The organism is Colwellia sp. BRX10-1 (assembly GCF_014077545.1).
Classification (GTDB): Bacteria; Pseudomonadota; Gammaproteobacteria; order Enterobacterales; family Alteromonadaceae; genus Colwellia_A.
Window position 1 is genome coordinate 147,645 of the sequence record NZ_JACGWC010000004.1, and the last position, 13,103, is coordinate 160,747.

At 38.8% G+C, this 13,103-nt stretch carries 8 protein-coding genes; 1 reads left to right on the forward strand and 7 read right to left on the reverse strand.

What is annotated here, in order from left to right; genetic code table 11:
- Positions 1-168: 168 nt before the first annotated feature.
- Both H4J75_RS05850 and H4J75_RS05855 read right to left on the reverse strand, forming a co-directional pair.
- Positions 169-990: a LytTR family DNA-binding domain-containing protein gene (locus tag H4J75_RS05850; protein WP_182214926.1), complete on the reverse strand. Its 822-nt coding sequence runs from the start codon at positions 988-990 to the stop codon at positions 169-171.
- A 15-nt stretch (positions 991-1,005) separates the two neighbouring features.
- On the reverse strand, positions 1,006-2,172 hold the full coding sequence (locus H4J75_RS05855; RefSeq protein WP_182214924.1) for a sensor histidine kinase: 1,167 nt from the start codon (positions 2,170-2,172) through the stop codon (positions 1,006-1,008).
- A gap of 409 nt (positions 2,173-2,581) precedes the next feature.
- Here H4J75_RS05855 and H4J75_RS05860 point away from each other — a divergent pair, with 409 nt between their 5' ends.
- A complete protein-coding gene (locus tag H4J75_RS05860; protein ID WP_182221598.1) occupies positions 2,582-4,492 on the forward strand; it encodes a methyl-accepting chemotaxis protein in 1,911 nt (636 codons plus the stop codon).
- 154 nt (positions 4,493-4,646) lie between these two features.
- On the opposite strand, the gene H4J75_RS05865 is transcribed toward H4J75_RS05860, so the two are convergent.
- From H4J75_RS05865 to H4J75_RS05885, 5 genes are all read right to left on the reverse strand, one after another.
- Complete coding sequence (locus H4J75_RS05865) at positions 4,647-5,639, reverse strand: glycosyl hydrolase family 17 protein (RefSeq protein ID WP_220465246.1); 993 nt, start codon at positions 5,637-5,639, stop codon at positions 4,647-4,649.
- A complete protein-coding gene (locus H4J75_RS05870) occupies positions 5,632-6,519 on the reverse strand; it encodes a glycosyl hydrolase family 17 protein (RefSeq protein ID WP_182214921.1) in 888 nt (295 codons plus the stop codon). Before H4J75_RS05870 ends, H4J75_RS05865 begins: the two co-directional genes overlap by 8 nt.
- Positions 6,520-6,612: 93 nt before the next feature.
- Positions 6,613-10,059 (reverse strand): hypothetical protein, encoded by a 3,447-nt coding sequence (locus H4J75_RS05875; protein ID WP_182221599.1) that lies wholly within the window; start codon positions 10,057-10,059, stop codon positions 6,613-6,615.
- 99 nt (positions 10,060-10,158) lie between these two features.
- Positions 10,159-11,571: a malectin domain-containing carbohydrate-binding protein gene (locus tag H4J75_RS05880; protein ID WP_182221600.1), complete on the reverse strand. Its 1,413-nt coding sequence runs from the start codon at positions 11,569-11,571 to the stop codon at positions 10,159-10,161.
- 156 nt (positions 11,572-11,727) lie between these two features.
- Positions 11,728-13,056 (reverse strand): glycoside-pentoside-hexuronide (GPH):cation symporter, encoded by a 1,329-nt coding sequence (locus tag H4J75_RS05885; protein WP_182221601.1) that lies wholly within the window; start codon positions 13,054-13,056, stop codon positions 11,728-11,730.
- Positions 13,057-13,103: the final 47 nt, after the last annotated feature.

The following is a 13,103-nucleotide window of genomic DNA, read 5'->3' on the forward strand; positions in this document are numbered from 1 at the left end:
CCAAGTGAGTAACATCTACAGTTATATCAATCATCTAATGAGCGGCTATTTTTAACAACCGTATTACGATAAAGGGGATTTTAGAAGCGGTAGGCTGGTCAATATAAGGCAATAACAAGATCACTTAGATAAAAAATGGCATATTGACCACGAGTCGTCGTCAATATACTACATGTCAGTTAAAAAACTCTTGATCACTTCTCGATAATTACGGCTCACTTTAACTTGGTCATATTCACCTAATTTAAGAAAAAACTCACCTTTGGTATGCGGGATCACTTTTTGAATATAATTAAGATTAACAATCGTTGAACGGTGCACACGTTTAAACATTTCAGAGTCTAAATCTTCTAGCAAATTTTTCAAGGTGCAGCGTTTAATATGAGTAACGCCTTGCGCATGAACACAAACATAATCTCCTGCTGCGTCAACCCATTCAATATCGGTTTGTTTTAACAAGGTTATATCGTCTCGGTCTTTAATGACGATTTTACGCTCAACTTTGTCGGTATTAAGCTTAGGAAGGCTGATACTCTGCGAAGAAGCATTATCAGGATTTTCCATTTCATTGATTGAGTCTATCGCACTAATAATGCGAGATTTGTTTAAAGTATCTTCATCACTTTCACAACGAACCAATGCACGCTGAATGGCGCGCTGAATTCGTTCGTCATCAATAGGTTTAAGAATATAGTCAACGGCATGCACATCAAACGCATCTAAAGCATATTGCTCAAATGCGGTCGTGAAAACCACCATAGGAACAATATCAGATTGTAATTTTTTAATAACGCCAAAACCATCAACACCTGGCATCTGTATATCTAAAAAGAGTAAATCAGGTGCTAAGGCCATCGTCGCTTCAATCGCTTCACGGCCATTTTTACATTCTGCAATAATTTCTATTTCAGGAATTTTATTTAACTTTGCACGCAAGAGATTAAGCGCTAAAGGCTCATCATCAACAATAATTGTTCTTAACTTATTCATAAATTTAACTCACCGTCATTGAGTTTGGTACTGGCTAGCAGGTGTTATTTCATCAAGCGTTTCAAAAGGCAGCTTAATGATAGTTTTTAAACCACCTGATGGGATAATATTAAGGTTAAATACGTAGTCATCTGTATATAACACTTTAAGTCTTTCATCGATATTACGCAAGCCGACACCTCGACTCCTTTTTCCTTTCATTTTACTACCGTCAACCGCGGTTCCAGAACCGGTATCACTTAACTCTAACACCAACATTTTATCAACAACGTCAGCCCATAGACTAATAGTGCCACCCTCTTCATTTTGCGCGATAACATGTTTCATTGAGTTTTCAATAATAGGTTGTATTAATAAACTCGGTATTAAAGCTAACTTTGCTTTATCAGAAATTTTAAAATCTAATTTAAGTCGCTCGCCAAAACGGGTTTTCTCTATTTCTAAATATAAATTAAGTGCGATAATTTCAAATTCTAACGCAATTTTAGTATCAGGGTTATTGTCTAATGAATAACGTAAAAACTTACTTAATTGAACGGTCATCCGCTGAGCTTTCTCTGGAGCTTCGCATTCGATCAGAGAATTAATGGCATTGAGGGTGTTACAAAGAAAATGAGGGTTGAGTTGGTAACGTAACATTTTTATTTTTGCATCTCGGGCTACCGATTGCGCGTTCACTCTTTTTAATTGCTCTTCTTTAGCTTCCGCTGCCTTTGAAAGCAACATTTTATGCTCAAATTGCAACAATTGATAATAGCGAATACCATGAAAAAAACCGGTCCAACAAAAGAAAATAAAAATACTACTAAAATACCAGCCGCCAAACTCGTCCCAATTACCGGCAGAGCTGGTCAGTTCTATATAAAGTTTGACTCGGATAAGTGTCCAAATAAAGGAAATACAAATCACTGAAACGATGGTTATCAGTACGCGGGTAAAAATAGGTGAGTGCCAACACCTCATGAAAATCCAATACAGTGGCAATGAACAAAATATCCCCACAACAGACTGCCAAAAAGTGTGATTAAGGTGCTCGACATCGATTTGGACATACCAAAGTGTCAGTGATATCAGACTAATTAATGAAACGAAAGACCAAAAGCAGATTTGTAAAACCCAAAATAGATACTCTGGCTTTTTTGAAATAAATTTATTGAAACGTAATAGTGGGTTGTCAGACATATTTGCTCCGAAATCATCTGATATTATACTACCCCTTCCACCACTGATGGTCGAATAAAAATTTCCTTACTATCGTTGCTAAAGACCGTTTCATCTCATTAAGGTAAAAATAGCTTAACTTAACTTAACTTACTGAGTCATTAAGTCAGTAAGTTAATCGATAGTTCATTGTCATCAAAAAATATTTTTGGTATTTAAATAAAGTGATTTTATATTTAATCAGCTGAAATAATTAGCTATCTTGAAAGAAAGTTAAATTGTTGTGGTTTTAAATGGTGCGACTACATGGATATGTTAAGCTCAAGCAAATTGAGAGCGAATCTATTTTAAAACCCTTATAAAAAGGATTTTATGGACAAATCGCCGTAACCGAAAAGTTTGTGGAAAACTTGCAAATAGGATCTATTTAATGAGATTTTTAACCACCCTTTCTATCCGATCTAAGTTAGTCATTGCTATGTTAATGGCCGTTATCATATCGACCAGTATTGTTGGCTTTGTTGGCCACTCAAAAGCCAAAGAACTGCTTATATCCAGACTACAACAATCAGATTTACCTAATCTCCTGCTACGCGTTCGTAATGCAGTCGACGGTGAAATTTCTGAAATGAAAGTGTTAACAAAATCTATTGCCACTAACCCTTTTCTACTTGATTGGATAGAGTCTGGTGCCAGCAAAGATAATGAAGCTAACGTTATTAGCATGCTGAGTAACATCGCTAAAGATAACAATTTAAGTAATGCCTCCTTCGCCGATCGAAAAACAGCTAAATATTGGAACCAAGATGGCTTTCTACGTGTTCTCAAAGATGACAGTCTTGATGGTTGGTTTTTTGCATTTACCAATGGTAATAAAGAAGAGTCGGCAAGTACCTACGCTTATCCGAATGGTAATGTAGATGTTTTTATCAACTATCAACAACTTAATGGACGAGGTGTTTCTGGATTATCTAAATCATTTAATGACATGGTTAGTTACCTAAACAGCTTTAAAATTGAAGAGTCAGGTTTAGTGTATCTTGTTGATCACTCGGGGTTGGTAAAAATTCATCAAGATAAAGCAAAAAGTGAAAAGGCGAACTTGACTGATATATATAAAGATATAAATTTTCAAACGCTGTTATCAAAAGAACAATTTTCTTTTCAAGAAACAGAAAGTTTAATCGTGGCGACAAGCTATATCTCAAGTTTGGGTTGGTATGTTGTTGCAGAAGTGCCAAAGGCTGAATTGTACTTAGCGTTGAACGAGTCACGAAATTATATGCTGATTTGGTTTGCCATTATTGTCGTAGTGTTTATTTTGATCAGTATCATTTTTGCAAAAAGTTTAACGCAACCTATCAATGACCTCGCTGGATTATTTAAAGCCTTGGGTGATGGTGAAGGCGACCTTAGTTACCGACTAAGTGAAAGCGGCAGCGAAGAAGTCTCACGTTTGGCCCATGGTTTTAATACTTTTATCAGTAAAATACACTCGGTAGTTAATGATGTCGCTAAAACATCAAAAGATGTCCGCCAAGCATCGTTAGATGTTTCCCAAGATGCAGAGCAGTCAAAACTCGATGCTGAAGGTCAGCGTGACATCGCCACACAAGTTGCAACGGCTATTAGTGAAATGGGTTCAACCATTACAGAAATTGCAGCAAACGCCGCACATGCGGCTGACTCGACGAGCGAAGCGATAACCCAAGCTAAAAATGCACAAGTTGTTGTTAAAGAATCAACTGAGAATATTTACCAGATGGCACAAAATATGGATTCTGTGTCTGTTACCATTGAATCTTTAGCGAATAAAAGCAACGCTATTAGCAGTGTGCTTGATGTTATACGAGGAATTTCAGAGCAAACAAATTTACTGGCATTAAATGCCGCGATTGAGGCTGCTCGTGCAGGCGAACAAGGTCGTGGTTTTGCGGTGGTCGCTGATGAAGTTCGTAACTTAGCGAAGCGCACCAGTGAGTCCACTGATGAAATTAATAAAATGATCAACCTTTTGCAATCAGAGTCTCAGCGAGCCGTTGATAGCGTGAGGGAAAGCAAAGTGACCGCCGAAGTTGGCGCAACGGATGCTCAACAGACAACAGAGGCACTCGAAGAAATTGTTGCTAATATTCAGCTCATTTCAGATCTAAATACTCAGGTGGCCACAGCAACAGAAGAGCAAGCAGCCGTTGTCGGTGAAATTAATATTCACGTTCATACGATAAGCGATAGCACAGAAAACAGTGCGCAAATATCAACCCGTATAGCCTCTTCAAGTGAATCACTTACTGCAATGGCGATGAACCTTGATAGCTTGGTCAAACGCTTTAAAATATAAGGGAAAGGTTAATGGCTTGGGTGAAGAAGGGACTTTCAATCATTTAGTCTTTAATTTGACCAATAAAATAAAACCCAACGACTTTGACCGAGCAATATTTGCTGACAAAATCCTTGGGTTATTACTTTTATTGACAGTTAAACTTTAACGAAAACTAAGCAACAGCATTGTTTTTGTTAATGTTTATAACCTCGTTTGGATAAATATTTTTCATCACTAACTTAGGCGTACGGTCGACTTTAAAAAGTCCCCAATGTTTTTCAGGTTCTAATTTATCAGGAGATCCTTTCCATGGTTCATCAAAGGCTTCAAAGACAAAGGTCAGTATTTTTTCTTCTGTCGTCCAAGCAAGTAGTTGCTGATAATATTCTGCCTGTAGTACTTCGTTAGCATTCCAAGGCTCTATGCCCCGTCCATTTGATGCCGTTGTCCAACCCGCTTCGGTAATTATCACCGGTTTGTCAGGATAATGATGGGCAACACTGTAATAATTTTGTTTGGTATATTCGAGTGCATCTTCCATCGTTCTGTATTCCCAGGCAGGGTAAGTATGAATGGAAATAAAATCTAGTTCAGCAACCAAGGGCTCAAGTTTGTATGTCCAAGGGACATAGTTTTCACAAAAAGTTACCGGTTGATGAATTTCTTTTTTAATTTGTTTTACATAGTTTACTAAACTATCGACAGGTACCATATGGTCTGTCCATTCGACACTCGCTTCATTACCGACAGAAACTGAAAATACGATGTCATCATATTTTTTGGTAAGTGCGATCATACTATGAATTTCATCACAATTTTTCTGACGATTAGCATTAATAACTTCTTGGCTAAAATCAGCCCCCCAAGGACAGTTAGGGTTACTCATTTCGGCTGCCATATCGACGCCTAGCATTACTTTGAAATGCAGTTTTTCAGTTTTAATAACATCAAGAACAAGTTCGGCGTGTGGTCCACAATCGTAAAGTCGAAGGTAACTCCAATTTTTTTTCAAAATAAGTAAGTCTTCTTTAACTTCATTATAACTTGGGTAAAGACCTTCTCTTGGATTTTGCCCGTCACGATAGCCAGAATAACAAATAGCATTTTCATGAACTAATTTCATCGAACTAATTGTTGCTACTTTATCACTGTGTTTTTTAAACATACTTTAATTTCCCGTTTTTATCCCAAAGTCCCCAATGCGCGCCAACACCGCCTTCATCTTTAACTTTCCAAACCTCATCAAATGATGAAAAATAGAAGACCGCTATATTCTCTTCTTCTGCCCACTGATAAGTACCTAAAAAGTACTTAATGGCGTTTTCATAAGATGGCACAGCACCCCACTCTGCTGGACCTTCATTCGGCCAGCCAGTTTCAGTGATAATAACTTTTTTACCTTTGCCAGCTTTAATAGCACGGCGATACATGTCTTTCATGTAAAGAATGGAGTACTCAAGGGCACAGCCTTCCCAAAAAGGATAACAATTCGCTAAGATCAAGTCGCAGGCGTCGGTAACCTTGGGATGTTCTTCAAATTCATAGTAAGCGTCAACATAGCCTACTTCGATACCCGGTAATGCTGCTTTTACACGATTAATGTAAGCGATTAATTGTCCTTCACTTAAGTCTTCACGCAGTAGGACTTCATTGCCAACGGCAACAATATCAGCATAACCTTGTTGTGCAACCGCTATCAGGTTGTTGATTTCTTTCTCATTATTTTCTAAATCATCATCTAGCCACGCACCGACTAAGGTTTTTAAACCTTGCTGCTTTGCTATCTTGGGGATATTTTCATTACCATCAGTACAAGAAAAAGAACGGATCCAGTTAATACTAGGAGAAATAATCGCCATACGTGCCGATATCTGTGCCTCGCTTATCTTAGTGCCAGGCCCTTGCCCTTCGGTATAAGGGCTAAAGGAAATACCATGAATTTTATTATCAAGTACCCCATTAACAGCACTTTGTAAGTCTTCTCTAGAAGAATGACCAAGATTCATTCCAGCCAATGACATATGCTTATTGTATTTACTCGACATGCTCGTCTCCGATAACCATCGTTATATATAATTGACGGGGTATTGATACCCCGTCTTTAATCAAACAACCAAAAAAATCATGCTAAATAATGATTAATAGAATAAATTATCAGTTGATATCGTTAAGGTTAATTGCTGTATTTGACCGCTTCTAAGAAACAGCTCAGTGCTCTCTTTAGCAGGTAAACTCAACGCTGAAAATGTGTGCTGTTTACCGTCTTTATAAGTCACCATTAACGAAGGTTCAACTTCATCGTTAAGCTGGTAAACAATTGGAACCTGACACCAAGTAAAGGCGAGTCCCATTGCTGGCACCGTTATTTCTTGCCAATTTTTGTTCACATCTAGGTAGCGAAATGGCTTGGCTTGTTGAATAAATTCACATGATTGCAATAAGCTTGGTTCAAACGAGACAACGCCTGCGTTAACGCGAAGACCTAACTCGCCAAAACGTGAAAGTATTTCTTCTTTCACTTGTCCGGTCATACCCGGTTGTTGCGCACCCGAATGTTTAGGGGTATGAGAGTATGGGTCCATTGGAAATGCCCCATATTCAAGTGGCGTTTTGTTAAAACCAATACCGTCACGAACTCGATAGTATAAACTGGCAATTTGTCGCCTTACCTCGTCACTTTCTCCTTGCTCAACACAGTTAAAAAAGTTTTCTTCTACCGCTAACATCAGCTTAGAAACCATGTGCCAATAGATACAGCCCAAACCTTCAAAACCAAACATACCACCAGAGCGGCCAGTAAAAGCTTGATGATTAAAGGTTTGCTCATAAAGATCAAAAATCGCTGTTTTATCAGTTGTCAGTGCTTGAGGATATTCTTGACTAAGCTCTGTTAATTTATCTTGTAGAACATTGCTATTAGTAATATCAGCATTGAAGCGATATTGACCATCAATATCTTGCAAGATGATACGTTCATCAGCCTGTTTAAGCATCTGTTGCAGCGAAGTGTTTTCTTGTACCTGCGGGGCATCAACACAATTTTTTTCTAAAAAGCTTGGTAGCTTTCTATCGGGGTAAAGCATAAAACTTTTTTGATCGGGGCGATAAACATCACTCGCAAAAAGCGCTTCGAGTACATCAACCACTTGTTTTGGTTTAAGTGCACCAGAACTTAAGGCAGCAACCTGTCCTTCGAGCATGGGGTACAGATTTTTAACCTTGGAGGTCTTATTTTCTAGGCTCAATAAATTATAAGCGTTATATAATCCGTCGGCGCGTTCATTGGTCTCAATCGTATGTTCAATCGCTTGTAGGGCATCACTTAACATCGCACTGATCTGACTAATCTGCTGATGCGTCTTACCACTAAAACCTTCTTGGCTATAAATAGCTTGACGGTAATGGCTTGCTGCCATGCCTAGTTCTGCAGTACTTTGATAGCGTACCTCAGCAGTTACTGGCTCAGGGGTTAACGTTGAAACTAAATGTGTTAATGCGTTTGCCGTATCAGTCAACCATAAGTTAACTTCAATAGACAACTCAACATCTTGTGTTTCATTAGCAATTAACTCTTGGAAAAAACAAACATAACGACGCAAGTAACATAAGGTCACCATAGATAAACCTTGCCCAACTAAAGCATTGTTTGCATCATTCCACTCGGGTCTTTGGGTATTTAACCAAATGCCGCCATCAACCACTAAATTACCCAATTTAGACAATAAGGGCACTAATAATTTTTCCAACAAGTTAACTTGATAAACATCACCCTTGTCGTCAAGGACCAGTTTGCCATCAGCCCCCATTGTTTTAACACGTTGCTCAATGTTAAGCGCGAGCGACTCATCATAGGTGACGGTGCTTTTAGCATCTTTAACCAAGTCATCAAATGACTTAATGCGATAAGGCACATTGGCATAACTGAAAAGTGTTTGGCGCAGCATCGCAGTCAATTTTTCTGGGTGAAATTGCTTCGACAGCTCAAGCATCTTTTGTAAGTAAATTATTTGATGATCACCCCAATAGCCAATATAGCTCCACGGGTCATCAGGTTCTTCTACTTCCCAGTCGATGCCTTCTTTGGTAATTCTATAAGGATTATAACCATCCATCGTCGAAGCATTAACAAACTTGGCAACAACACTTTCAATAAATTGCGGGTAGCTATACGTTAATGCCTCCCAGTTTTGAAAAATATCTCGCCAATTTCCTTGGTAAGTTAACAAACGCTTATTGTTTTCATCCACTAATTTAATAGCGAACTGGTTCCATGGACGACTCGGATCGCCATGACGACGACCAAATGATATAGGTAAATATTCAGAAGCTAAGCGCTCAAGTTGGCTATCGCCAGACGTTTTAATTTCTGTCAGTAATTCCACAAAATCTAACTTTTCCGGCAAGCTGTCTAACAGCGCTTGATTGCGTTGATAAACCTTATGGTTAAATAAATTAATCGTCTTGGTAAAATCATCAGCAGAGATCTGATATTGATCGTCGAAAATACCACCACGCAAGGCATTAAATAAAACATTAGCATAGTGATGCTCGGCAACACTCTCTTCACCCGTTAATTGAAAACCATCAACAGAAGCCATAATACGTGCTAGTTCATCAGAGCCATTCGCTATAGAATCGTTGATATTTTCGTCGAGTTTATTTCGTTCGCCTAGCTGACGACGCAAGACAACAGATTGACTTTGAGTCTGCTCAATATTAGCAATAAATTGCCATTTTTTATCACTGTGCGGCTTAAGTTCAAGGGTAGTATTCACTAAATATGCGCCACGAATACCTCGCTTTGTTGTTTCCTGTTCAACCTGTTCGCCACGTCGAAAAGCACTTAATTGCTCAGATGAGAGTAAAATATTAGTGTTATCTAAACCAAGGAAAAAAACCGTATTCGCTTTTAATGACTCACAAGGCTCTGCTCTATCGGTGATCCCAGAAAACAAAGTAAAAAAGGCAAGACCTGAACTTTCATCTAACTCGGTCCACTTATAGGCATCAACTAAATTACTTGAATTTGTTTGCGTAAAGCGCGGTGTACCTGCAGGTAATACATTCTGAAAACCATCAATAATTTCAACACTTAAAGGTTTATCTGATAAGTTCTCTAATTCACATTTTCTTACAAAACCATAGGTGTCGCTCGTTGCCCAGGTATAGCGAAAGGCTAACTGCAAATCATTATGAATTTCTTCAAAACACAGTTTATTGCCTAATACGTTCTTGTATAAGTTTCTGGTGATATTAAAACGAAGTTCATGCTCACGATTAAAGGGTTCCCAATCAACCTTTTCACTACCCGTATTAACACGTAATAGGGTTTTACACCCCGTATTTAACTCACTTTCATGAATTTTGTCTACGGTAATATAAGGAAATAAAGGCGTCTCTGGCGATACACGCCCCGCGGTTAATCCACCCGTTGATGAAACGAATAGCCAATGGTCACTATTAGAAATAACGCTAACAAAAAAAGGAGCCATCTTATTAACATTGTTAATGGCATAAAAACGTTCGTCAGCGATAGTGACAAATTCACCGGTCACTTGATTGTTGTGGGTATTACATATTTTCATTTTTAATTCCTACCTAAACTCAAGGTACTTTACTGTTCTAAATAATTGAATAAATTGATAGATAAACGTTTAAATTCATCTATTTCTAAAATTTACGGTTTACTGGTTTAAGGGTTTAAATATTCTGACAAAGTCAACTTCCATTGATACCGGAAAAATACTGTCATCTATCGGGCCACCTGCTTTGCCCCACATACCGCCAATCGCGAGATTTAAAATAACGTGGTAAGGATGATCGTAAGGCCAAGCGCGCCAGCCGCTAGATTCATTGCTATAAAAGAAATAAGGCACATTATCAAACAATACGGTAATACTCTCTGGCGTCCACTCAACGGAGTAAAGATGAAAGGCTTTTTCAACATCTTGACCTTCGATACTGCCCTTTCGTTGTTCCCAATTCGCCCAATAATAAGCTTTATTATGTACGGTGCCATGAATGGTTTGCATGTCGTAACCAACGTGTTCCATGATGTCTATTTCACCCGAGTTGGGCCAAGCATCACAGGTTGCACTGCCTTGCCAATCTTCATTTTCTTGACAGGTGCTTGAATATTTAAAAGGATTACTAGGCAACATCCAAATAGCTGACCAAGTGCCTTGCCCTGCCGGTAACTTAGCTCGAACGTCGACACGTCCGTAAAGAAAGTCGCCTTTACCTTGTGAGTGAATACGGCCAGAGGTATATTTTGCATCATCTAAATTTTCTTTGTAGGCGGTGATCACTAAATTACCGTCTTTTACATGGACATTTTTGAGGTTATCGGTGTAAGTTTGATCTTCACTGTTCACCTTACGAGCAGGCCAAATATCATAACTCCATTTATTTGGATCTGGCTTACCTTGATAATTAAATTCATCACTCCAAACTAATTGCCATTGCTTTGACTCAATTTCTTTTTTACGGACAATTAGGGCACTAAGGATTGGCTGCCCGTTGATCGCTTCAAAGTTTATATCTAGCTGTCCATCGGTCACTTCAACATTATAAACAGCTCGTGCTAAGGCCGAGATATGCTTACCATCTCGAGCAAGCCTGACATTTAAATCGCTAATAACCAGCTTGTCCTCAGCAAAAACATTGAAGACTCGGGCATCCATAGCAGTATCTTCAGGTTCAGCAAATTTAAAAATGATATCGTATTGGCCATTTTCCATGGGTTGCTTGATGCCAATATTACCAAAGCGAAAAGATTGATAAATAAAACTATCTTGTGAGCCTTTGATATTTTCAATCGTACCTGTATCACCGGAAGTTATCGATTGATCTGCTTGATAGCTTATACCGTCAACACCAACATATTCACTGCCACCAACATTAATTGCCCAAACTACCGTGTTATTTTTTTCACTATGATCACTTTGCTTGTCGCCCTGATGAGCAGAAGCTAAATGAGCATCATCGGACTGATAACTTTCATCGTCGCTTATCAGTGCTCGGCCAATAAGTAATATAGGGATCAAGATTAAAACCAAGACCAGCAATGATTTTTTGTTACTTTGTTTATTCTTCATGGTATTGAAGCTCCAAATTCATAACGCCATCTCAGCTACGTAGCATTATTTATTAGCAATATTGAGAGCAACAATAAGGGAACTAGAATGTATCGCAATCAAAACAAGGCAAGATGGACTAGCCTTGCGGTAAAAACGACACTTCTGACATAGCGGCTAAGCCCCGTGAGTCTTTAAGGCTAAATGTATTTGTTCAACTTTTTCTTTGTTAAGCACATACTTTCGCATGACCCAAGCAACAAGTATTGAACCTAATGCGGGGTAAACAGTGAATGATAGTAAAATACCCTCTTTAGCTGTTTCTGTTTGTTCAACGTCTGCTTGATAGCCATAATAAGCGAGTAACCAACCGGCGAAAGCGCCACCAAAAGCGACACCTAATTTGATAAAAAACACCACCGAAGAATAGACCATGCCGGTTATGCGAACACCCGTTTTCCAATGACCATAATCAATGGTGTCAGCCATCTTTGCCCACAACAAAGGCGTTGCCATTTGTAAAAAGAAGCTCCATAAAAAAAACAAAGCAAAGGCGGTGGTTACTTGATCTTTGGGGACAAAATAACTGATCACACAGATAAAAGCGGCGATGAGCTGTAAACTAATATAAGCCTTAATCTTGCAGACTCTTTTTGCAAGAGCTTGAGCACAAGCGCAGCCTAAAATGCTACCAATCATGCCCAGCGACATAAATAAAGTAATTTGCGCTTCGAGACCGAGCACATATTTAACATAATATATCGCTAATGTGGCTCTTAATACTTGGCCTGTTAATAAAAATAAACCTGCCAGCGACAATATTCGCCATTGATCATTTTGCCACAGTGCTTTTAAATCGTCGAAAAAGGATGTTTGCTGATTTTCAGGTACGCAAACACGTTCTTTAGTACCACTAAAACATAATAGAAACATCGCCACGCCTAAAAGGCTCATCGCGACCATAGTTAGCTGATACCCTTTGGCTTTATCACCATCACCAAAATACTCAACTAAAGGCAAAGTGCCTGCGGCAACAATTAATCCACCGAGCATTCCTAAAACGAATCGATAAGTTTGCACTGATACGCGTTCAGCAGGCTGCGTCGTTAAAACACCACCTAACGCAGAATATGGGATATTAATTGCGGTATAGACCATCATTAACAAGGTATAAGTAACAAAGGCATATATAACCTTAGCGTTACCCGTCAAGTCTGGCGTAGTAAATGCCATAATAGAAATAATGCCAAACGGCACAGCGAGCCAAAGTAGATAAGGTCGAAATTGTCCAAAACGTGTTCTAGTACGGTCAGCAAGTGCCCCCATCAGCGGATCAGTTATCGCGTCAAATAGACGCACCACTAAAAACATAGTGCCAACAACAGCTGGCGAAATACCCACCACATCAGTATAAAAAATTAACAGAAACATCATTACCGTTTGGAAAATAATATTACTGGCGGTATCCCCCAAGCCATAAGCAATTTTTTCGCGAATTGTTAACATAAAACGTCTCTTTTGATTATTGACTCGACTAACGAGCTTATAGATAT

Coding starts and splice junctions, on each gene's coding strand:
- H4J75_RS05870 (WP_182214921.1), bottom strand. CDS start 6,519: ATGTCGAGTAAATACAATAAGCATATGTCATTGGCTGGAATGAATCTT.
- H4J75_RS05860 (WP_182221598.1), top strand. CDS start 2,582: ATGAGATTTTTAACCACCCTTTCTATCCGATCTAAGTTAGTCATTGCT.
- H4J75_RS05885 (WP_182221601.1), bottom strand. CDS start 13,056: ATGTTAACAATTCGCGAAAAAATTGCTTATGGCTTGGGGGATACCGCC.
- H4J75_RS05880 (WP_182221600.1), bottom strand. CDS start 11,571: ATGAAGAATAAACAAAGTAACAAAAAATCATTGCTGGTCTTGGTTTTA.
- H4J75_RS05855 (WP_182214924.1), bottom strand. CDS start 2,172: ATGTCTGACAACCCACTATTACGTTTCAATAAATTTATTTCAAAAAAG.
- H4J75_RS05865 (WP_220465246.1), bottom strand. CDS start 5,639: ATGTTTAAAAAACACAGTGATAAAGTAGCAACAATTAGTTCGATGAAA.
- H4J75_RS05875 (WP_182221599.1), bottom strand. CDS start 10,059: ATGAAAATATGTAATACCCACAACAATCAAGTGACCGGTGAATTTGTC.
- H4J75_RS05850 (WP_182214926.1), bottom strand. CDS start 990: ATGAATAAGTTAAGAACAATTATTGTTGATGATGAGCCTTTAGCGCTT.